General features: G+C 70.6%; 15 protein-coding genes. 10 read left to right on the top strand and 5 right to left on the bottom strand.

Going from position 1 to position 21,553, the window contains the following annotated elements; translation table 11 throughout:
• Window positions 1–35 precede the first annotated feature (35 nt).
• Together ACFO0B_RS11300 and ACFO0B_RS11305 are read left to right on the top strand one after the other, a co-directional pair.
• Complete coding sequence (locus ACFO0B_RS11300) at window positions 36–3,773, top strand: ABC transporter ATP-binding protein (protein ID WP_378612370.1); 3,738 nt, start codon at window positions 36–38, stop codon at window positions 3,771–3,773.
• 118 nt (window positions 3,774–3,891) lie between these two features.
• On the top strand, window positions 3,892–7,806 hold the full coding sequence (locus ACFO0B_RS11305; RefSeq protein ID WP_378612343.1) for a multifunctional oxoglutarate decarboxylase/oxoglutarate dehydrogenase thiamine pyrophosphate-binding subunit/dihydrolipoyllysine-residue succinyltransferase subunit: 3,915 nt from the start codon (window positions 3,892–3,894) through the stop codon (window positions 7,804–7,806).
• Window positions 7,807–7,869: 63 nt separating this feature from the next.
• On the opposite strand, the gene ACFO0B_RS11310 is transcribed toward ACFO0B_RS11305, so the two are convergent.
• The 4 genes from ACFO0B_RS11310 to ACFO0B_RS11325 form a co-directional block, all read right to left on the bottom strand.
• Window positions 7,870–8,235 carry a hypothetical protein gene (locus ACFO0B_RS11310; protein ID WP_378612344.1) on the bottom strand — a complete coding sequence of 122 codons (366 nt, stop codon included), beginning with the start codon at window positions 8,233–8,235 and terminating at the stop codon, window positions 7,870–7,872.
• Complete coding sequence (locus ACFO0B_RS11315; RefSeq protein ID WP_378612345.1) at window positions 8,232–8,717, bottom strand: DUF3558 domain-containing protein; 486 nt, start codon at window positions 8,715–8,717, stop codon at window positions 8,232–8,234. Before ACFO0B_RS11315 ends, ACFO0B_RS11310 begins: the two co-directional genes overlap by 4 nt.
• An 81-nt stretch (window positions 8,718–8,798) precedes the next feature.
• Window positions 8,799–9,146 carry a hypothetical protein gene (locus tag ACFO0B_RS11320; RefSeq protein WP_378612346.1) on the bottom strand — a complete coding sequence of 116 codons (348 nt, stop codon included), beginning with the start codon at window positions 9,144–9,146 and terminating at the stop codon, window positions 8,799–8,801.
• A 26-nt stretch (window positions 9,147–9,172) separates the two neighbouring features.
• Window positions 9,173–12,145 carry a BTAD domain-containing putative transcriptional regulator gene (locus ACFO0B_RS11325; protein WP_378612347.1) on the bottom strand — a complete coding sequence of 991 codons (2,973 nt, stop codon included), beginning with the start codon at window positions 12,143–12,145 and terminating at the stop codon, window positions 9,173–9,175.
• Window positions 12,146–12,252: 107 nt separating this feature from the next.
• On the opposite strand from ACFO0B_RS11325, the gene ACFO0B_RS11330 reads away from it, so the two are divergent.
• The 4 genes from ACFO0B_RS11330 (at window position 12,253) to ACFO0B_RS11345 (ending at window position 15,631) form a co-directional block, all read left to right on the top strand.
• Window positions 12,253–13,323, top strand: a complete 1,071-nt coding sequence (locus tag ACFO0B_RS11330; RefSeq protein ID WP_378612348.1) for a class I SAM-dependent methyltransferase — start codon at window positions 12,253–12,255, stop codon at window positions 13,321–13,323.
• Window positions 13,320–13,628 (top strand): WXG100 family type VII secretion target, encoded by a 309-nt coding sequence (locus tag ACFO0B_RS11335; RefSeq protein WP_378612349.1) that lies wholly within the window; start codon window positions 13,320–13,322, stop codon window positions 13,626–13,628. The genes ACFO0B_RS11330 and ACFO0B_RS11335 overlap by 4 nt, the downstream gene beginning before the upstream one ends.
• Entirely contained in the window at window positions 13,628–13,903 is a 276-nt protein-coding gene (locus tag ACFO0B_RS11340) for a WXG100 family type VII secretion target (RefSeq protein WP_378612350.1), read from the top strand. The genes ACFO0B_RS11335 and ACFO0B_RS11340 overlap by 1 nt, the downstream gene beginning before the upstream one ends.
• Window positions 13,904–14,254: 351 nt before the next feature.
• Complete coding sequence (locus ACFO0B_RS11345) at window positions 14,255–15,631, top strand: hypothetical protein (RefSeq protein WP_378612351.1); 1,377 nt, start codon at window positions 14,255–14,257, stop codon at window positions 15,629–15,631.
• On the opposite strand, the gene ACFO0B_RS11350 is transcribed toward ACFO0B_RS11345, so the two are convergent.
• The gene (locus ACFO0B_RS11350) at window positions 15,609–16,277 is read right to left on the bottom strand and encodes a TetR/AcrR family transcriptional regulator (protein ID WP_378612352.1); all 669 of its coding nucleotides are present in this window, start codon (window positions 16,275–16,277) and stop codon (window positions 15,609–15,611) included. The genes ACFO0B_RS11345 and ACFO0B_RS11350 overlap by 23 nt on opposite strands.
• A 60-nt stretch (window positions 16,278–16,337) precedes the next feature.
• On the opposite strand from ACFO0B_RS11350, the gene ACFO0B_RS11355 reads away from it, so the two are divergent.
• The 4 genes from ACFO0B_RS11355 (at window position 16,338) to ACFO0B_RS11370 (ending at window position 21,541) form a co-directional block, all read left to right on the top strand.
• Entirely contained in the window at window positions 16,338–17,861 is a 1,524-nt protein-coding gene (locus ACFO0B_RS11355; protein ID WP_378612353.1) for a flavin-containing monooxygenase, read from the top strand.
• Window positions 17,858–18,691, top strand: a complete 834-nt coding sequence (locus ACFO0B_RS11360) for an SDR family NAD(P)-dependent oxidoreductase (RefSeq protein ID WP_378612354.1) — start codon at window positions 17,858–17,860, stop codon at window positions 18,689–18,691. The genes ACFO0B_RS11355 and ACFO0B_RS11360 overlap by 4 nt, the downstream gene beginning before the upstream one ends.
• Before the next feature lie 5 nt (window positions 18,692–18,696).
• On the top strand, window positions 18,697–19,623 hold the full coding sequence (locus ACFO0B_RS11365; protein WP_378612355.1) for an alpha/beta hydrolase: 927 nt from the start codon (window positions 18,697–18,699) through the stop codon (window positions 19,621–19,623).
• A gap of 124 nt (window positions 19,624–19,747) precedes the next feature.
• A complete protein-coding gene (locus ACFO0B_RS11370) occupies window positions 19,748–21,541 on the top strand; it encodes an AMP-dependent synthetase/ligase (protein ID WP_378612356.1) in 1,794 nt (597 codons plus the stop codon).
• Window positions 21,542–21,553 lie beyond the last annotated feature (12 nt).

Consider the following 21,553-nt stretch of genomic DNA (forward strand, 5'->3'; position numbering starts at 1 on the left):
GGCCCACGAACACCCCGACCACCGGAGCAGGCTGGATCCGCAGGCTCTGGACTCGATGTCTCGAACACCGCTCCGTCGTCGCCGGCGTCGTCGCGACCATCCTGATCGGCGCACTCGTCGAGATCGCGGCACCGCTACTGCTCAAGCGCGCGGTCGATGCCGCCGGGATCGGCGACACCGCGGTGATCGGCACCGTGGCGCTGCTGCTGGTCGCGCTGGCCGCCGCGCGCTTCGCCGCCGCCTTCGGCCGCAGGCTGCTCGCCGGGCGGCTCTCGCTCGACGTCCAGCACGGCCTGCGGCTGGATCTGCTCGGCTCGCTGCAGCGCCTGGACGGCGCCGGGCAGGATGCCATCCGCACCGGTCAGGTGGTGTCCCGCTCGATCACCGACCTGCAGCTCGTGCAGGGGCTGCTCGCCATGGTCCCGCTCTCCGGCATGGCACTCGTACAGTTCGTGCTCGCCGCCGCCGTCATGTTCTGGCTGGCGCCGCAGCTCGCGCTGATCGCGCTGCTCGTCGTCCCCGCCATCGCGATCGTCGTCTACCGGCTGCGGCCCCGGCTCTACGCCGCCACCTGGTCGGCCCAGCAGCGCGCCGCCGAGCTGGCCCAGCACGTCGAGGAGACGGTCACCGGCGTCCGGGTGGTGAAGGGCTTCGGGCAGGAGTCGAGGATGGTCGACCTGCTGGAGCGGCACGGCCGCTCGCTCTTCGCCGAGCGCATGCGCGCCGCCCGGCTGAACTCCCGCTTCGCGCCGACCGTCGCCGCCATCCCGCAGATCGGGCTGGTCGCGGTGATCGGCTTCGGCGGGCTGCTCGCGCTGCGCGGCAGCATCGGGATCGGCACCTTCCTCGCCTTCGCCGCCTACGTCGCGACCATGACCTCCACCGCCCGCACCATGACCTCGGTGGTGATCATGGCCCAGCTCACCAGGGCCGCCGCCGAGCGGGTGAACCAGGTCATCGACACCGCGCCGACGCTCACCGACCCGCCCGCCCCGGCCACCCTGCCCGACGGCCCGCTCGGCGTCGAGATCGACGACGTGACCTTCGGTTTCGGCCCGGACCGCCCGGTGCTGCGCCACCTCGACCTCACCGTCCGCCCCGGCGAGACGGTCGCGATCATCGGCCCGGCGGGCTCCGGCAAGACCACGCTCTCGCTGCTGCTCCCGCGCTTCTTCGCGCCGGAATCGGGGCGGATCCGGCTCACCGCCCCCGGCGCCGACCCGGTCGATATCGCCGACCTGCGCGCCACCGACCTGCGCAGCGCCGTCGGCGTGGTCTTCGACGACCCCTTCCTCTTCTCCGACACCATCGCGGCCAATATCGCGCTCGGCCACGCCGGCGCGACCGACGCCGAGATCAGGCACGCCGCCCGGCTGGCCGCCGCGGACGAGTTCATCGCGGAGCTGCCGGACGGCTACGACACCGTGGTCGGCGAGCGCGGCCTGACGCTCTCCGGCGGGCAGCGGCAGCGCGTCGCGCTGGCCCGCGCACTGCTCGCCCGGCCGCGCGTCCTCGTGCTCGACGACGCCACCTCCGCCGTCGACGCCGTCACCGAGGCCGCCATCTTCGCCGCGCTGCCCGACCGCGGCGGCCGCACCACCATCGTGCTCGCACACCGCGAATCCACGCTGGCGCACGCCGACCGGGTCATCCGGCTGCCCGCCCCCGAGCACGGCACCCCCGAGCCCGTACCGCCGGACCGCGTCCCCCCGCCGTTCACCACGACACCCGGCGCGGGCAGCGCGGAGCCGCCTGCCACGGGCCGCCCCGGAGCGGGCAGCGCAGGCCCGCCCGCCATCGGTCGCCGTGGCCCCGGCTTCGCGGGTGCGGCGGCCGGGCTCGGCGAAACCCCCGAGCTGCGCCGCGCGCTCGACCGGCTGCCGCCGGCCACCGAGCAGCCCGACGCCGACGGGCAGCGGCTGCGCGCCCCCGACCCCGGCTTCCGGCTGGCCCGGCTGCTGCGCCCGGTGCGTGCGCTGGTCCTCACCGTCATGGGGCTGCTCGCCCTGGACGCGCTGCTCGGCATCGCCTTCCCGCCGCTGGTCCGCTACGCGCTGGACAGCGGCGTCGGCCGCGGTGACACCGGCGCGCTCGAGCTCGCCGCGCTGATCGGGATCGCGCTGGTGGCCGCGGGCTGGCTGGTCTCCGCGGTGACGACGGTGCTCACCGCGCGCACCGGCGAGCGGGTGCTCTTCGGGCTGCGCGTGCGCAGCTACGCGCACCTGCAGCGGCTCGGGCTGGACTACTACGAGCGCGAGCTCTCCGGCCGGATCATGACCAGGATGACCACCGACGTCGACGCGCTCTCCACCTTCCTGCAGACCGGGGTCGCGACCACGCTGGTCGGCGGCCTCACCCTGGTCGGCATCGCGGTGGCGCTGATCGTCATCCACCCGGTGCTCGCCGCGGTGGTGCTGGCGACGCTGCCGCCGCTGATCCTGGCCACGGTGTTCTTCCGGCGCTTCTCCTCGACCGCCTACGCCGTCTCCCGGGAGCGGGTCTCCGCGGTGAACGCCGACTTCCAGGAGAACGTGAGCGGGCTGCGCGCGGTGCAGGCCAATCGGCACGAGCCGCGGGCGGCCAGGCGCTTCGCCGAGTACTCGCGCGGCTACCGGGACAGCAGGGTGCGCGCGCAGACCGCCATCGCGCTCTACTTCGCCTTCGTCGTCGCCTGGGCCGATCTGGCGCTGGCCGCGGTGATCTACGTCGGGGCGCGCGAGGTGGCGGCGGGCACCGTCACCGCGGGCACGCTGGTCGCCTTCGTGCTCTACCTGCAGCTGCTCTTCGGCCCGGTCACCCAGCTCTCCCAGGTCTTCGACGGGTACCAGCAGGCGCGGGTCGGGCTGCGCCGGATCGGCGAGCTGCTGCGCACGCCATCCGCGATCGCCGCCGACCCGGCGGACGCGGTGCCGATCGAGCACGGGCTGCGCGGCGCGGTCGCGCTGAGCGACGTGCGATTCCGCTATCCGGGCACCGACCGGTTCGCGCTGGACGGGGTCGAGCTGAACATCCCGGCCGGCTCCACCCTCGCCCTGGTCGGCCCGACCGGAGCGGGCAAGTCCACGGTGGTCAAGCTGCTCGCGCGCCTCTACGACCTGCCCCGCGAGCAGCCGGGCGCACCGGCCTCGACCGACGGCAGCGGAGCCGCGCCCCCGGAATCGGCAGGCGGTGCGGTACAGGTCGACGAGGTCGACATCCGCGACTACCGGCTGGCCGAGTACCGCTCCCGGCTCGGCATCGTGCCGCAGGAGGCTCACCTCTTCGCCGGCGACGTTGCCAGCAACATTGCATTCGGGAAACCTTCCGCAACCGACGCGGAGATCGCGGACGCCGCCGCGGCGGTCGGCGCCGCCGACATGATCGCCGCGCTCCCGCACGGCATGCGCCAGCCGGTCGGCGAGCGCGGCCGCGGCCTCTCCGCAGGCCAGCGGCAGCTGATCGCGCTCGCCCGCGCCGAACTGGTCCGCCCCGACCTGCTGCTGCTGGACGAGGCCACCTCGACGCTCGACCCGGTGGCCGAGGCATCGGTGCTGGCAGCGGCCACCTCGCTGGCCCGCGGCCGGACCACGGTGGTGGTCGCGCACCGGCTCGCGACCGCCGCCAGAGCCGACCTGATCGCCGTCGTGGAGAACGGACGTATCACTCAGCTCGGTCCGCACGATGCCCTTGTAGGGGCCGATGGGCCCTATGCCCGCCTCTGGGCTGCCGCTCAGGGGACCGGGGGAATATTCTCGTTGGAGGACGAGTCGTCGACAACGAGGGCCGGGGCTTGAGCGGTAGTCGGTGAATCCACCGATTTGCTGCGGGGCCTATCCTCGAACAGGGCGCACCGGCGCGTATCCGCCGGTCCCCCGCCGGGCACGTCACAAACGTCGCAGCGCGAAGAACGGAATGAGGCGAACACCTGCTGTGAGCAGTTCAACTTCCCAGTTCGGACAGAACCAGTGGCTAGTCGACGAGATGTATCAGAAGTTCAAACTTGATCCATCATCGGTCGACGAGAGCTGGCACGAGTTCCTGGCGGACTACACCCCGGAAGTCAGCGCAGATTCCGAGCAGGCAGGCCCGGCCGCCACGAGCTCCGCCGGTTCCGCCTCGACCGGTAACGGGGCCGCTCGCTCCGGCGCCAACGGCTCGGCCGCGAAGGCGCCGGCCAAGGCCGCCCAGCCGAAGGCCGAGCCCGCCAAGGCTCAGCCCGCCGCGGGCAAGGCCGAGACCACCAGGGCCCAGCCGGCCACCGCGAAGGCCGAGCCAGCGAAGGCCGAGCCGGCCAAGGCTCAGCCCGCCAAGGCAGCAGCGGCCGAGCCCGCCGAGAGCAAGCCGGCCGCGAAGGCGCAGCCCGCGCAGCAGGCGCGCACCCCCAAGACCACCCCGGCCCCCACCTCCAACGCGGCCCCCACCTCGGGCAAGCCCAAGCAGGAGGCCGCGGAGGACCAGTCGAAGGTGCTGCGCGGCGCGGCCGCCGCGGTCGCCAAGAACATGTCGGCATCCCTGGCCATCCCGACCGCCACCAGCGTGCGGGCCATCCCGGCCAAGCTGATGATCGACAACCGCCTGGTCATCAACAACCACCTCGCCCGCACCAGGGGCGGCAAGATCTCCTTCACCCACCTGCTCGGCTACGCGATCGTGCAGGCGGTCAAGAAGTTCCCGAACATGAACCGGCACTTCGCCGAGGTGGACGGCAAGCCGAACGCGATCACCCCCGCGCACACCAACCTCGGCCTCGCCATCGACCTGCCCGGCAAGGACGGCAGCCGCTCGCTGGTCGTCGCCGCCATCAAGGGGACCGACGAGTTCTCCTTCGGCCAGTTCCACACCGCCTACGAGGACATCGTGCGGCGCGCGCGGGACGGCAAGCTCACCGCCGAGGACTTCTCCGGCGTCACCATCTCGCTGACCAACCCCGGCACCATCGGCACCGTGCACTCGGTGCCGCGGCTGATGAACGGCCAGGGCGCCATCATCGGCGCGGGTGCGATGGAGTACCCGGCCGAGTTCCAGGGCATGGCCGACGAGCGCATCGCCGATCTCGGTATCGGCAAGCTGATGACGCTGACCTCGACCTACGACCACCGCATCATCCAGGGCGCGGAGTCGGGTGACTTCCTGCGCACCATCCACCAGCTGCTGATCTCCGACGAGTTCTACGACGAGATCTTCCACGGCCTCGGCGTGCCGTACGAGCCGATCCGCTGGCGCAAGGACGTGCGCGAGCGCGGCGTCGACAAGAGCGCCCGGGTCCTGGAGATGATCGCCGCCTACCGCAACCGCGGCCACCTGATGGCCGACACCGACCCGCTGCGGCTGGTCAAGGAGAAGTTCCGCAGCCACCCCGACCTGGACGTCACCCAGCACGGGCTGACCCTGTGGGATCTGGACCGCGAGTTCAACGTCGGCGGCTTCCACGGCCAGGAGCGGATGAAGCTGCGTGACGTGCTCTCCATCCTGCGCGACGCGTACTGCCGCCACGTCGGCGTCGAGTACACCCACATCCTGGAGACCGACCAGCTCCAGTGGATCCAGGACCGGGTCGAGCAGAAGCACGCGAAACCCACTGTCGCGCAGCAGAAGTACATCCTGAACCGGCTGAACGCGGCGGAGGCCTTCGAGACCTTCCTGCAGACCAAGTACGTCGGCCAGAAGCGCTTCTCGCTGGAGGGCGCCGAGGCCGTCATCCCGATGATGGACGCCGTCATCGACCAGTGCGCCGAGCACGCCCTCGACGAGGTCATCATCGGCATGCCGCACCGCGGCAGGCTGAATGTGCTGGCCAACATCGTCGGCAAGCCCTACTCGAAGATCTTCACCGAGTTCGAGGGCAACATGAACCCGGCGGGCACACACGGGTCGGGCGACGTCAAGTACCACCTCGGCGCGCAGGGCACCTACCTGCAGATGTTCGGCGACAACGAGATCGAGGTCTCGCTGACCGCCAACCCCTCGCACCTGGAGGCGGTCGACCCGGTGCTGGAGGGGCTCGCGCGGGCCAAGCAGGACCTGCTGGACAAGGGCGACGGCCCCGAGGGCTTCTCGGTCGTCCCGCTCATGCTGCACGGCGACGCGGCCTTCGCCGGCCAGGGCGTCGTCGCGGAGACGCTGAACCTCTCCGGGCTGCGCGGCTACCGCGTCGGCGGCACCATCCACATCGTGGTGAACAACCAGATCGGCTTCACCACCGCGCCGGAGAACAGCCGCTCCACCGAGTACTCCACCGATATCGCGAAGTTCATCGGCGCGCCGATCTTCCACGTCAACGGTGACGACCCGGAGGCCTGCGACTGGGTGGCCCGGCTCGCGGTCGACTTCAGGCAGAAGTTCCGCAAGGACGTCGTCATCGACATGGTCTGCTACCGGCGCCGCGGGCACAACGAGGGCGACGACCCCTCGATGACCCAGCCCTCGATGTACGACGTCATCGACACCAAGCGCTCGGTCCGCAAGGCATACACCGAGAGCCTGATCGGCCGCGGCGACATCTCGCTCAAGGAGGCCGAGGACGCGCTGCGCGACTACCAGGGCCAGCTGGAGCGGGTGTTCAACGAGGTCCGCGAGCTGGAGAAGTTCCCGCCGGAGCCCAGCGAGTCGGTCGAGGACGACCAGAAGGTGCCGTCGACCGTGCAGACCGCGGTGGACAAGTCGGTGCTGCAGCGCATCGGCGACGCCTTCCTGAACGTGCCGGACGGCTTCAACGTGCACCCGAGGGTCAAGCCGGTGCTGGAGAAGCGCCGCGAGATGGCCTACGAGGGCAAGGTCGACTGGGCCTTCGCCGAGCTGCTCGCCTTCGGCACCCTGATCGACGAGGGCAAGGCGGTCCGGCTCACCGGCCAGGACTCCCGCCGCGGCACCTTCACCCAGCGGCACTCGGTCATCATCGACCGCAAGACCGCCGAGGAGTACACCCCGCTGCACAACATCGGCAGCGAGAACCCCGGCTGGTTCGCGGTGCACGACTCCGCGCTCAGCGAGTACGCCGCCGTGGGCTTCGAGTACGGCTACTCGCTCGGCAACCCGGAGGCGCTCGTGCTCTGGGAGGCGCAGTTCGGTGATTTCGTCAACGGCGCGCAGTCGATCATCGACGAGTTCATCTCCTCCGGCGAGGCCAAGTGGGGCCAGCTCTCCGACGTCGTGCTGCTGCTGCCGCACGGCCACGAGGGCCAGGGCCCGGACCACACCTCCGGCCGGATCGAGCGCTTCCTGCAGCTCTGCGCCGAGGGCTCGATGACGGTCGCGGTTCCCTCCACCCCGGCGAACTACTTCCACCTGCTGCGCAGGCACTCGCACGACGGCATCCGCCGCCCGCTCATCGTCTTCACCCCGAAGTCGATGCTGCGCAACAAGGCCGTGGTCTCGGATGTGAAGGACTTCACCGAGTCCAAGTTCCGCTCGGTCTTCGACGAGCCCGCCTACGAGACCGGAACGGGTGACCGCTCCAAGGTCAAGCGGGTGCTGCTCACCAGCGGCAAGCTCTACTACGAGCTGGCCGCCGAGAAGACCAAGCAGAAGCGCGAGGACGTCGCGATCGTCCGGGTCGAGCAGCTCTACCCGCTGCCCAAGTACCGGCTGAACGAGGCGCTCGACGGCTACCCCAACGCCACCGACCTGGCCTGGGTCCAGGAGGAGCCGGCGAACCAGGGCGCCTGGCCCTTCTACGGCCTCAACCTCCCCGAGCTGCTCCCCGAGCGGTTCGGCCGCCTGCGCCGCATCTCCCGGCGCGCCATGTCCGCCCCGTCCTCGGGGTCGAGCAAGGTGCACGCGGTGGAGCAGGCGGAGATCATCGAAGAGGCGTTCGCGCCGACGAAGTAGTTTCCGAGTGTTCGCGGGCCGGGGTACCTCCAGGTACCCCGGCCCGCTCGCTTGTCCCGGCTGCTATCGCGCCTGTGCCGACAGATCGGTGGTGTTGCCCGCTTCGGTGGCGGTGTAGGCGGCGCCTGCCTTGCGGAACATGTCGGCCATGGACTGCACGGTCTCGATGTGCTGACCGAGCGCCGCGCTCAGCGAGCCGGAGCCGGGGCCGCCGACGGCGAGTTCCTGGAACTTGGTTCCCAGGGTGATCGCCGAGTTCAGGGCGCCGAAGGAGTCGACGTTCACCACATCCGCGGTGCGCTGCCTGAGATCCTGCAGGACCAGGACGTACCGATCGCACTCCGCCGCACACGCCTCCGCCACTTCGGCGGTGATCCGAAGCCGACCCTCGCTCGCCTCGGTGGCCAGTGCGGCGAACTCCCCCGTCATCGCGGAATCCACTGGTCGACAGCGCGCGCCGCGCGGACAACGAGGCCGCACGGATCGGGAAACTCGCCGGCCGTCTGGTCATCGACTACGTAGATCTGAATCGTTCCCTGTGTGGTGCCATAGAACAGATTGCAGTTCTCCGCCTCCGATTCGGCCCCCTGGATAAAGGTCTTCGCTTCCCGTCCGGGCAGGTCGGCGGGCCGGAAGTCGTGGAATCGGGAGTTGGCGCGGAACTCGTCCAGTGTTTTGTCGGTGGCGAATACGCGCAGCGCGTAGCCGTCGGCGCCCCATCGACACCCACGCCACCCCGTTCGCGGCACTCCGAACGGATTGTCGTTCTTCTGCGCCGGATCGGCCCCCGCCGCCGCGATCGCACTGTCCGGCAGCGTGCACGGATCGAACAACACCTGCGGTGTCGCCGACCCCTCGGTCGACGATTCACACCCCGCCAGCAGCGGTCCCAGCACAAGCGCCGCGACCACTATCGCCCACCACCGCATTTTCCGCCCCTCCCGCCGAAAAATCGTGTGCCAAGCATAGCGGGGTGGACGATTCGCCCGGTCTCACCCGTTGTAGATCTCCACGTACGCGTTCGTGACCACCGCGGCGACTCCCGGGCCCATGCCCGTGCACCCCGCGGCCACCCGCTGCCCCTCGGGCGTGAACGGGTAGCTGAGCACCGGGTAGGGGCCGATGGCGTAGAGCGGGAACGGCCCGCTGGCGTAGAGACCGAAGCAGTCGACGTGCAGGACATAGCCGGAGCCGCCGTCGGGCTGACAGGTGGCCGAGGCATCGAGGAGGGTGCGCTCGACGGCGCAGTTCTGGGGAGCGGCCTGGGCCGGGCCAGCGCCGAGGGCGAAGAACCAGGCCAGGCCAACGGCGGCGACAGCAAAGTGAGGTGTTCTCTGCATGCGGTTTCCTCCTGCTCGATGGAGTGCTACCGGTCCAGCGTGCCCTCGACAGCGGCAAAACGGCCGAGTTCGCCGATGAGCGTGTCGGCTGCGGCGGTGAGTGTGCGGTGCTCGCCCGCCGCGAAGGACGCGTCGAAGGCGGTGCCCAGTGATGCCCTGGCTCGGGCGAGGGCGGCGTCGAGGCGCAGGCGTTCGGTTCCGGCCGCGTCGGTGACGCCGGTGGCGGCGGCGAGTTCGACCACGGCCGCGGCGGCGCCCAGGCGGTCGAGGAGCGGGACGAGGTTGCGGAGGCAGGTGCGGAGGAGCTGGTCGCTGCCCGCACCGGACCAGTAGCCGACGGCGGCGCGAGCGTCGGCGAGGGTGGCGCGGTCCAGCGGGGCGGTGCGGGCGCGGACGGCGGTCGCGGCGGTGCGGCTGACGCCCGCGATTATCCGGTTGTGCACGGATTCGGCTCGGGCGATGGCGTTCTCGAGTGCGGCGAGGGCGCGGGCCGGGTCGGTGTCGGCGTGCAGTTCGCCTTCGGTGTAGGCGACCCAGGCGAGGCTGGTCGGGTTGCCGGAGCTGCGCGCCTCGGCGGCGGCGCGGGCGAGCAGCGGGCCGGCGGGGCGGCCGCTGTAAGCGGCGGCGAGGGTGTGCGCGATGGTGGCGAGGGTGGCGGCGACCTGGTCGCCGCGGGTGCGGGCGCCGCGGTGGGCGCGGTCGTTCAGTTCGGCGACGGTGTCGAAATCGCCGTCGGCAAGGGCCTGGTCGGAGAGTGCGTCGAGCGCCACCGATTCGGCGTGACTGCCCGGTTCGGCGGCCTCGAGCGCGGCGGCGCCGCGGCGGCGAGCCTCGGCGGCATTGCCGACCAGCCAATGGTGCAGCGTCGCCGCCGCGTGCACACCCGAACTCGCTCGGCGCTCGTCGATATCCAGCGCCCAGCCGAGGATATCGGCACGCAACCGCAGGTAGGACCAGTGCCGGTAGGCGGTGACGATGCGGCAGGCGGTCTCCGGCTCCGCGTCGAGTGCCCAGCGGAAGGCGATGGCGGCGTCGGGAACCAGGTCGTCGAGCCGCAGCGACCAGCGGGGTTCGTCGGGACCGCGGAGTCCGGTGTCGGCCTCCTCGACCGCCGCAGTGAGCCAGGCGGCGTGCGTACTTCGAGCGGCGGCGAGTTCGGCGGCGGGGGTCTCCGTGTGGACGAAGGTGCGCAGGGTTTCGAGCATGCGGTAGCGGCCGGTGCCGGTCGGGCCGGGGCGCACCAGGAGGGAACGTTCGGCGAGGCGGGCCACCAGTTCGGCGGCGTCCGAGCCGGACGAGTCCACCGGTCGTCTCCCCTCGCGCGGCCCCCCGGGGTCGACGGTGCGCGGCGCCCCGGCGAGCACGGCTGTGGCGGCGGCCAGATCGAACTCCCCGGCGAAGACGGCGAGGCGGCGGAAGGCGCGGGCTTCAGGCGGGTCGAGCAGGTCGCAGGACCAGGCGATGGTCGCCGCGAGGGTGTGCTGGCGGCGACCGGCCAGCGGTGAACCGGTGCGCAGCAGGTCGAGGCGGTGGGTCAGGTGGGCGGCGAGATCGTCCAGGGTGAGAGCGCCGAGCCTGCCCGCGGCGAGCTCGATGGCGAGCGGCAGCCCGTCCAGGCGGCGGACCAGGTCGGCGACGGTGCGGCGGACGGCGGGGTCGGCGCGGCACGCGGCGAATTCGGGGGCGGCGGCGGTCGCGCGCTCGACGAAGAGGGTGACGGCGGGTGCGGCGGCGGAGTCGGGGTTCGGCAGTTGCAGCGGGGGCAGCGGCGAGACCTGTTCGGCGGAGATGCCGAGGCGCTGCCGGGAGGTGGCGAGCACGCGCAGGCCGGCGGAGGCGGTGAGGGCTTGTTCGGCGATCGCGGCGGCGGCAGCGAGCAGGTGCTCGCAGTTGTCCAGCACCAGGAGGCCGTTCAGCTCCGCGAGCCGGTGCCGCAGTGCGGTCTCGAAGACGGCGCCGGGGCGCACCTCGACGCCGATGGCGTCGGCGACGGTGCGGGCGACCGCGTCGGCGGTCGTCACCGCGGCCAGATCGGCCCACCAGTGCCGGTGCCCGGCGGTGGCGACGGCGGCGAGACTGGTCTTGCCGACGCCGCCCGGGCCGACCACGGTCACCGCGCGGTGCAGCTCGAGCAGGGTGCGCAATGCGGTGAGCTGGGCGTCGCGGCCGATCAGCGTGCGCGGTGCGGGGGCTCGCGTGCCCGCGGGGTCGCGGCTCGGCTCACCGCCGGCACCTGCAACGGCATCACGCCCGCTGGTCTCCTGCCGCAGCACCCGCCCGTGCAGCGCGACCAGGGCCGGAGACGGGTCCAAGCCCAGCTCGTCGGCGAGCGCCCGCCGATACCCGTCGTAGACCCGCAACGCCCCGACCTGGTCACCGGGCGTCAGCGCCTCGATCAGCAACCACACCCGACGCTCCCGCAGCGGCGCCGCCGCGAGCAACGCCCGCAACTCCGCGACCACCTCCGCACCGCGACCGAGCGCCAGCAGCGCACCGGCCCGCTCCTCCCGCGCCACCTCGAACCGCTCACTCAGCTCCGCCGCCTCCGCATACGCCGGACCCGCGGCGAACCGCCCCCACGGCTCCCCGCGCCACAGCCCGAGCGCACTTTCCCAGCGGGTCAGCGCCCCCGCGGATCGCTCCCCGGCGGGCACGGTCGTGCGAAGGAGGAACTCGTCCGCATCGAGCACGACTCCCTCCCGATCGAGGCAGTACCCGGCATCGGAGTGCCGCAGCACCGACCCTCCGATGACCCGCCGCAACCGCGCGACCGTCGTATGCAGCGCGGCCCGCGGATCACCGGGCGCCGACTCCGGCCACAACTCCGCCATCAGCCGCGGAACGGAGACGACCCGCCCACGCGCCAGCAACAGCAGCGCGAAGAGCAGCCCCGGCCGACCGGCCGGGAACGGCCCGTCGCCGAGTCGCAATTCCCCGAGCACCCGGATCTCGAGCACAGCGCACCTCGTGGTCAGCGCGGAAACGGTCGCGTTCAGCATGCCGACTGTCCCGGGCCCGGGCCACCCCTGTCAGCGCGGTGACAGCCGACTGTCAGCGGCGGAGCGCACGGTAGAGGCGTCCAGGACCCGACCCTCCGGAGCAGACCATGAAATCGGACGAGCTCGCCGACCACCTCTTCACCGCCGTCCTCGGCACGTTCGACGTGCTCGCCGTGCACATCGGCTCCACCTTCGGCCTCTACGACCTGCTCGCCGCGCAGCCGCGCACCTCCGCCGAGGCCGCCGCGGCGGCGGGCATGGCCGAGCGGTACTGCCGGGAATGGCTGGAGCAGCAGACCGTCGCCGGGCTCGTCGAGGTCGACGACCCCGCACTGCCCGCGCACGAACGCCGCTACACGCTGCCCGCCGAGCACGTCCCGGTGCTCTGCGACCGCGACAGCCTGAGTTACTTCACCCCATTCGCCAGGATCGTCGCCGCCGCGGCCGTGCAGCTGCCCGCGCTGTTGGCGGCGTACCGCACCGGCGGCGGAGTCGGCTGGCACGAGTACGGGGAGGTCATGCGGACCGGTCAGGCCGACGCCAACCGCCCGCTCTTCCTGCACGTCCTCGGCACCGACTGGCTGCCAGCCCTGCCGGAGGCGCACGGTGCGCTCACTTCGGGTGGCCGGGTCGCCGATATCGGCTGCGGCGACGGCTGGTCCTCGATCGGCATCGCGCTCGCCTACCCGACGGCCGAGGTGGACGGCTTCGACCTCGATCCGGCCTCGATCGAGGCCGCCCGCGCCAACGCCGCCGCCCACGGCATCGGCGACCGGGTGCGGTTCCACCACACCGACGTCGCCGAACTCGCAACCCCTGACCGGTACGACCTGGTCACCGCCTTCGAATGCGTCCACGACATGCCCGACCCGGTCGGCGTCCTGCGCGCTGCCCGCACCCTGGCGAAGCCCGACGGCACCGTCCTCGTCATGGACGAGCGCGTCCCGGAGACCTTCTCCGGTCCCGGCGACTCCGTCGAGCAGCTCATGTACGGCATGTCCCTGCTCATCTGCCTGCCCGACGGCCTGTCGCACCCCGGCTCGGTCGGCACCGGCACCGTCATGCGCCCGGACACTCTGCGCCGCTACGCCCGCGAGGCAGGGTTCGCGCGGGTCGATGTACTCGATATCGAGCACGACCTCTTCCGCCTCTACCGGCTGATACCGTCGGAGGGGTGAGTGACACCGGGGGAACACAGGTCACCGTCGTACCGGAGAAAGTGCGCGAGGTCGGCCAATACGTCTACGACCTCGCCGAAACCCTGCGCGGCGCCCTGCAATCCGCCGCCCGCGACGTCGACCGACTCACCACCGAGAGCTGGACCGGCGACGCCGCCGCCGAATTCGGCACCGGCTGGACCGACGTCCGCGAGGGCGGCACCGCGATCATCGACGCGCTCGCCGTCCTCGCGGAGAAGCTCGGGGTCAGCGCCGCCAATTACGAGAAACAGGAGTCGGATTCCACGACCCTGCTGAATATGTAGTGGGCTCCCAGTTCTCGGTCGACCTCGAAGAACTCGACAACATCGTCACCCGCGTCTCCGCGCTCGCCACCTTCATCGCCGACAACCTCGACGAAGTCGACGACCGGATCGCCACCCTGACCGGCACCGGCTGGGAAGGCGTCGCGGCCGCCGCCTATTTTGACGCACACCGCCGGTGGTCCGCCGGCGCCAGGGAATTCGTCACAGGTCTCCGCGATATGAGTGATGCCGCGCGCGCACCATGCACACCCGCTACACCCGGGCCAACGACCTGAATCGGCGGATGGTCAACGGCGGATGAGTCAGACCGTCGACTGGCAGGTGTACTACGACGCCGCTCAGAAGTGCCACGACCTGGCCGGTGAGATTCGACAAGCGGACGCCCCGCTGCACGCGGTGATCAAGAACCAGTCCGCGGGTATGGCGGGTGATGCTCCCGGCTGCTCTCCGCTTTCGGCTACAACCACGGCATCGCGAACCGCAGCAATCCGGCGCCCGCGCGTCCGGCGGCCGGCGAAGTCGACCTCTGCCACATCACGATCCCCACCTCGGTTGCCGACAACGGGCCGGGGCTGTCCCGGCACCCCGACGACGTCGACATCTTCGAGAGCCTGCTGACGACGATCGTGGCGGAATTCGGCAAACTCCCCAACGGCGACGTCGACAAGCTGGAGCAGGCAGCCACGGCCTGGAGAACATTCTCGAACCACGACATCATCGCGAATGCGGGCGCCCGGGTAGCCGCCATCGCCGGCCTGCTCGAGCCGATGCCCGACGAGAACCTGGCGCCGATCCGCGAGCACATCGAGTCGGTGCGCAAGGCAGCGGACGATCTGCGCACCGCGTCGCTCGCGCTGGCCACCCCGGTCAGCGAATATCACGCGGCGACGGTCGCGGTGCGGGGCGACATCGAATCCGCGGTGACCTCGGCCAAGTGGGCGGTCGGTCTCACGGTCGCCGCCGCGGCGGCCGCCTTCTTCTTCACCCTCGGCGGCAGCGCGGCGGCGGGTGCGGGCGGAGTCACCGCGATCGTGGCGAATACCGCGAACACCATTCGCGACGTCTACCAGGCCAGCAATCTCATTCGCGCGGTCGGGCTCGCGGTGGCCGCCGCCGGTGCGGTCGGCGTCGTCAAGGCGTTCGACGGGGTGCCGAGCTTGACGGAGATGACGAGCGGCCTGGCTTCCATCATCGCGATGCACGTCCTCACCGATGACGAGGACGGCGGTGCGGGCAATTCCGCGACACCCGATGGGTTCAAGCTTCCCCGGGAGGTCGTGGCCGACCGCATCGTCGAGTACGCCGGTGACAGGTCCATCCCCGGTGTCCCGGATGCCGACCTCCCGGAATATGTGGAAGACATCATGGGAGGGCCGGGCTATCAGCTCCGGACTCTCCCGGCGGAAACCCTCGAATGGCCTGGTGGGACGACGAAACCGGCACGGTGGCAATCCGAGAGGGCGATGGCGGAACATACTTCCAGCCCAGCGAGGGACACGAGTACTTCGAGAGACTGCTCAATGAATAGGAGTAGAGGGTTGCCTCTTCCCGCCGAGCTGACGGCCGAACTCTGGAGTTCTCTGGATCCCGACGAACTGGCGTACGTCGCGCAGATCGATATTGCCCGCCTCGAGCTCGAGCGCAGCAGACTGCCCCAAGGCCGCCGCGACCGGCTGCAGTCCCCGGTCTACAGCGTCGAGAAGCGGTTCCGCACCTGGGAGCGGCTGATCCAGCGCATGGAGAACAACGCGGGCCACTACCTCATCGACGAGTACGTCGATGACCTGATCTCACGATCGACGCTCGCTGAGGTCCTGAGTTCGGCGCCTGCCGTGACCAGGCACAAGCTGGAGTCCGCGCTGCGCCGACTGGACGCCCGTTTCCACGCGGTGACGACCGGCGACGGCGGCGCGGAATTCGCACGCTGGCACAAGATCCGCCCGCCGTCCGTGCCGGTGGCGCTGTGGGAGCGCCGCCCGATCACACCGCTGTGGTCGGACTGACCTCTCCCCGCAACGCCTCCCCCAACCCCGGACTCAACGAAAAAGCGAACGCCACCAGCGAATCCACCAGCAACTCGATCAGCTCCTCGCGGGAAACCGCATCCGTGCGCAGCCAGGTCAACGTCGTCTCCTCGACGAACGCGATCCACCCCCGCATCCCGAGCAGCAACCGCGGCCGCTCCGCTTCGCCGATGTGCACCGGCGCCTCGGCCAGGATGATCCCGATGATGGCGTCGCGCGTCTGGTCGACCAGCGGCGCGAGTTCCGGGCTCATGCTGGTGGGCCCGCGGAGGAGCGCGGCGTACGAGGTGCGGTTCTCGCTGACGTAGTCGATGTAGCGCTCGATGGAGTCGCGCAGTTTGGCGTAGATGCCGAGCCCGGGCTCGGGGGTGACGCGCTCGAGGAGCTCGGCGTTGGCGTGGTGGACGATCGCCAGGTGGAAGTCCTGCTTGGTCGGGAAATAGTGGAAGAGCAGGCCGCGGGAGATGCCTGCCTGTTCCGCGATCTCGCTGACCGAGATGTCCTCGATGGCGCGCTGGCCGAGCATGCGGGCGCCGAGGGTGATGAGTTGCAGGCGCCGCTCGTCCGGGCTCAATCGGACACGTTTCGCGCTCTCCCCTTGGCTTCTGCTCTTCACCGGGCTCATCCTACTGACCGATGCTCAATACTGTTGACTGCTGCTCAATAACCTCGTACTCTCGGTTACATGAGTCGCAAGGTTACAGACAAGGGTGTCGAGCGGCGGCACGTGCGCACCATCGTCGTCGGCAGCGGATTCGCCGGGCTGGGGCTCGCGATCAAGCTGAAGCAGCAGCGGCGCGACGACTACCTGGTGCTGGAGCGGGGCAGCGAGGTCGGCGGCACCTGGCGGGACAACACGTACCCGGGCGCCGCCTGCGACGTGCCGTCGCACCTGTACTCGTACTCCTTCGCGCTCAACCCGGACTGGACACGCTCGTTCTCCAAGCAGGGCGAGATCCAGCAGTACATCCGCGGCGTCGCCGAGAAGTACGGCGTTCTGGACAAGCATGTCTTCGACTGCGATGTCACCTCGGTGCGCTGGAACGCCGAGACCGCCCGCTGGGACATCGAGTCGAGCAAGGGCTCTTTCACCGCCGACACCGTGGTCTCCGCGGTCGGCGCGCTCTGCGAGCCCGCGCTCCCCGACATCAAGGGCATCAACGACTTCGAGGGCGAGATCTTCCACTCGGCCCGCTGGAACCACGACGCCGACCTGACCGGCAAACGGGTCGCGATCATCGGCACCGGCGCCTCGGCCATCCAGATCGTGCCTACGATCGCCCCGAAGGTCGCGCACCTGGACGTCTACCAGCGCACCGCGCCCTGGCTGCTGCCCCGCTTCGACCGGCCGTACACCACGCTGGAGAAGCTGGCCTTCAAGCACATCCCCGGCGCGCAGCGGCTCTCCAGGGCCGGCATCTACGCCGCGCGGGAGACCCAGGTGGTCGGGCTGGCCAAGTTCCCCGCGCTGATGAATATCTTCGAGTTGATCGCCCGCGCCAAGTTGCGCTGGGAGATCTCCGACCCGGCGCTGCGCGCGAAGGTGACCCCGAACTTCCGGATCGGCTGCAAGCGGATGCTGATCTCGAACGACTACTACCCGGCGCTGGACCGCGACAACGTCGACGTCATCACCGACGGCATCGCCGAGATCAAGGCGAACTCCATCGTCACCAGGGACGGCACCGAGCGCGAGATCGACGCGCTGATCGTGGCGACCGGCTTCCACGTGACCGATTCGCCGACCTACAACGCCATCGTCGGCCCGGACGGCCGCACCCTCTCCGAGGTCTTCGACCAGCAGGGCCAGCAGGCCTACAAGGGCGCCGCGATCGCCGGCTTCCCGAACCTGTTCTTCCTGGTCGGCCCGAACGTCGGGCTCGGCCACACCTCGATGGTCTACATGATCGAGTCGCAGATCAACTACGTGGCGGACGCGCTCGGCGCGGTGGCCGGGCAGGGGCTGCGCACGGTCGAGGTGCGCCGGGACGCGCAGGAGAGCTACAACGCCGAGCTGCAGCAGAAGCTGGCGGGCACGGTCTGGAACACCGGCGGCTGCGCCAGCTGGTACCTGGACAAACACGGCAACAACACCACGCTGTGGCCGGACTTCACCTTCCGCTTCCGCAGCCAGACCAAGAAGTTCGACGTCGAGGCCTACTCCACAACGAGGGCCGCGGCAGATCAGAAAGCAGTGGTACCGCAGTGAGCAGTAAAGACGCGTACTTCACCGGCAAGGTCTGTGTGATCACCGGCGCCGGCTCCGGCATCGGGCGGGCGCTGGCCGAGAACCTCGCCCGGCGCGGGGCCGAGCTCGCGCTCTCCGACATCGACACCGAGGGGCTGGCCGAGACGGTCCGGCGCTGCGAGGCGCTGGGCGCGCAGGTCAAGTCGGACCGGCTCGACGTCTCCGAGCGCGAGGCCGTGCTGCTCTACGCCGACGCGGTGCAGGCGCACTTCGGCGTGGTGCACCAGATCTACAACAACGCCGGCATCGCCTACCACGGCGACGTGCTGCACTCGGGGTTCAAGGACATCGAGCGGATCATGGACGTCGACTTCTGGGGCGTGGTGAACGGCACCAAGGCGTTCCTGCCGATGCTCCTGGAGTCCGGCGACGGCCACGTCGTCAACGTCTCCAGCCTGTTCGGGCTGATCGCGGTGCCGAGCCAGAGCGCCTACAACTCCGCCAAGTTCGCGGTGCGCGGCTTCACCGAGTCACTGCGCCAGGAGATGCTGCTCGGCAAGCACCCGGTGCAGGTGACCTGCGTGCACCCGGGCGGCATCAAGACCGCGGTGGCCCGCAACGCCACCTACGCGGAGAACGTCGACGGCACCAACGCGGCCTCGCTCTTCGACAAGAAGCTCGCCATGCACACCCCCGAGATGGCCGCCGAGACCATCACCGAGGGCGTGCGCAAGGGCCACGGCCGGGTGCTGATCGGCTGGGAGGCCAAGCTGCTCGACCTGTTCGTGCGCGTCACCGCCTCCGGCTACCAGCGGATCTCCGCGCGGGCGCAGCGCGGCGTCCTGCAGTGAGCGACATGCGGGAACTGAACCTGCCGCTCCCGGTGGCGCGGGCCATCCTCACCCCGCTCTACTGGGCGTCGCTGCACGCCAGGCTGCCGTTCCCGGTGCAGCGCAAGCTGCTCGACATCTCGTCGCACGCGCAGCTGCTTCCCGCGGGCACGGTGGTCCGCAAGATCCGGCTGGCCGGGCGGCCCGCCGAGCGGCTCACCGTCACCGCCACCCCGACCGACACCGAGGCGGGGGCGATCCTCTACCTGCACGGCGGCGGCTACGTGGTCGGCTCGCTGGCCACGCACCGCTCGCTCGGCGCCCGGCTCGCCCGCGCCGCGGAGTGCCCGGTGTACGCGCTGGACTACCGGCTGGCCCCGGAGCACCCGCTGCCCGCCGGGCTCGACGACGCCGAGGCCGCCTTCCTCGAGCTGGTCGCCAAGCACGGCTACCGCCCGGAGCGGATCGCCGTCTCCGGCGACTCCGCGGGCGGCGGGCTCGCGCTCGCGCTGGCCCAGCGGCTGATCGCGAACCACGGGATCACCCCGGGCGCGCTCGGACTGATCGCGCCCTGGACCGACCCGAACGCGATCCCGGAGCGCAACCGCGACCTGGTGATCAGCAAGCCGTGGTCACGGCTCTGCGCGGCCGCCTACCTGGGCGCCGCCGACGGCGCCGACCTCGGCTACGCCCCGCTCACCGGCGTGCTGCACGCGCTGCCACCCACCTACGTCCAGGTGGACGAGAGCGAGCTGCTGCACCCGCAGTGCGTCGAGCTGGTCGAGGCGCTGCGCGGGGCAGGCGTGCACGTGCGGTTCACCGAGACCCGCGGGCTCTGGCACGTGGCGCAGCTGCAGGCCGGTTTGGTCGGCCCCGCCGCCGCCGTACTGTCTGAAATGGCCGAATTCCTGAGTGACGCACTACACCCGGCCGACCTGCGGGAACTAGGATAGCGGCAGCGGTTCCAGCAGACCGGGTGGCTTGCTGCTCGCTCGGCGCCGAAGCGGTGGCCGAGCTCACCTGCCCGCCCGGGGTGTCGTAGATTACTGGCGAGTAAACCCACGTGGAAGGGCACTGATGCGAGAGTTCGAAGTCCCGGCTTCCTACCGAATTCCGGACGACGCGAACAATTCCGACAACGTTTTCCGGCACGCCGAGCGGACGCCCGACGTGGTGGTCTTCAACGTCCCGAACGGCACGAACACCTGGCGTGACGTGACGGCGGCGGAGTTCGCGACGACGGTCACCGGGGTGGCGAAGGGGCTGATCGCCTCCGGCGTCGAGCTCGGCGACCGGGTCGCGATCATGGCCGCGACCCGCTACGAGTGGGCCGTGCTCGACTTCGCCATCTGGGCCGCCGGCGGCTGCACCGTCGCGATCTACGACAGCTCGGCCGCCGAGCAGGCCACCTGGATCCTGCAGGACTCCGCCACCAAGCTGCTGGTGATCGAGAACGCCAAGCACCGCGCGGTGATCGACGAGATCGCCGACGGCGCGCTGCCTGACCTGCGCGAGACGCTGGAGATCGACGGCGGTGCGATCGACACGCTGACCGCCCGCGGCGCCGAGCTCGCCGACGACGCGGTGCACGAGCGGCGCAAGCAGGTGAACGCGGCCTCGCCCGCCACCCTGATCTACACCTCCGGCACCACCGGGCGGCCCAAGGGCGTCATGCTCACGCACGCCAACCTCTACGCCGAATCGCAGTCCGACCGGATCGCGCTCGGCAAGTACGTGACCGAGGGCAAGAAGACCCTCATGTTCCTGCCGCTGGCGCACGTCTTCGCCCGCGCGGTCGCGCTCGCCGCATTCGACGCGAAGGTGGTCGTGGCGCATACCGCGGACTGGACCACCCTGGTCGAGCAGTTCGGCGCGTACCAGCCGCACTTCATCCTCTCGGTGCCGCGCGTGTTCGAGAAGGTCTTCAACAGCGCGAAGCAGAAGGCGCACGACGGCGGCAAGGGCAAGATCTTCGACGCCGCCGCGGCGACCGCCATCGAGTGGTCCGAGGCGCAGGAGAAGGGCGGCGCGGGCCTGGTGCTCAAGGCCAAGCACGCCGTCTTCGACAAGCTGGTCTACAGCAAGCTGCGGGCCGCGCTCGGCGGGCGCTGCGAGGCCGCGGTCTCCGGCGGCGGGCCGCTCGGCGCGCGGCTCGGGCACTTCTTCCGCGGTGTCGGCGTCACCATCTACGAGGGCTACGGCCTCACCGAGTCGACCGCGGCGGTCACCGTGAACACCCCCGAGCACATTCGGGTCGGTTCGGTCGGGCGGCCGATCGAGGGCCACGCGGCCAAGATCGCCGAGGACGGCGAGCTGCTGCTCAAGGGCTCGGTCGTCTTCAGCGGGTACTGGGGCAACTCCGAGGCCACCGAGGACGCCTTCGTCGACGGCTGGTTCAAGACCGGCGACCTCGGCGCCATCGACGGCGACGGCTTCGTCACCATCACCGGCCGGAAGAAGGAGATCATCGTCACCGCCGGTGGCAAGAACGTCTCCCCCGCCGTGCTGGAGGACACGCTGCGCGCGCACCCGCTGATCAGCCAGGTCATGGTGGTCGGCGACGGCAAGCCGTTCATCGCCGCGCTGGTCACGCTGGACCCGGAGGCGCTGCCCGGCTGGGCCGAGCGGAACGGGCTGCCCGCCGACACGCCGGTGGCCAAGCTCGCCGAGAATCCCGACCTGATCGCCGAGATCGACGCGGCGATCGCGGAGACGAACAAGAAGGTCTCCAAGGCCGAGCAGATCAGGAAGATCAAGGTGCTCGACGTGGACTGGACCCAGGAGGGCGGGCAGCTCACGCCGAAGATGTCGCTCAAGCGGGCCGTTGTCATGAAGGAGTTCGCCACCGAGGTGGAGAAGATCTACTCCTGACGATTCTGTGAA

It is taken from the genome of Nocardia jiangsuensis (assembly GCF_042650385.1).
GTDB classification, from domain to species: Bacteria; Actinomycetota; Actinomycetes; order Mycobacteriales; family Mycobacteriaceae; genus Nocardia; species Nocardia jiangsuensis.

Excerpts from the sequence above, each read along its gene's own strand:
- ACFO0B_RS11330 (WP_378612348.1), top strand. The coding sequence starts at position 12,253 with ATGAAATCGGACGAGCTCGCCGACCACCTCTTCACCGCCGTCCTCGGC.
- ACFO0B_RS11305 (WP_378612343.1), top strand. The coding sequence starts at position 3,892 with ATGAGGCGAACACCTGCTGTGAGCAGTTCAACTTCCCAGTTCGGACAG.
- ACFO0B_RS11310 (WP_378612344.1), bottom strand. The coding sequence starts at position 8,235 with ATGACGGGGGAGTTCGCCGCACTGGCCACCGAGGCGAGCGAGGGTCGG.
- ACFO0B_RS11325 (WP_378612347.1), bottom strand. The coding sequence starts at position 12,145 with ATGCTGAACGCGACCGTTTCCGCGCTGACCACGAGGTGCGCTGTGCTC.
- ACFO0B_RS11365 (WP_378612355.1), top strand. The coding sequence starts at position 18,697 with ATGCGGGAACTGAACCTGCCGCTCCCGGTGGCGCGGGCCATCCTCACC.
- ACFO0B_RS11320 (WP_378612346.1), bottom strand. The coding sequence starts at position 9,146 with ATGCAGAGAACACCTCACTTTGCTGTCGCCGCCGTTGGCCTGGCCTGG.
- ACFO0B_RS11350 (WP_378612352.1), bottom strand. The coding sequence starts at position 16,277 with ATGAGCCCGGTGAAGAGCAGAAGCCAAGGGGAGAGCGCGAAACGTGTC.
- ACFO0B_RS11355 (WP_378612353.1), top strand. The coding sequence starts at position 16,338 with ATGAGTCGCAAGGTTACAGACAAGGGTGTCGAGCGGCGGCACGTGCGC.
- ACFO0B_RS11370 (WP_378612356.1), top strand. The coding sequence starts at position 19,748 with ATGCGAGAGTTCGAAGTCCCGGCTTCCTACCGAATTCCGGACGACGCG.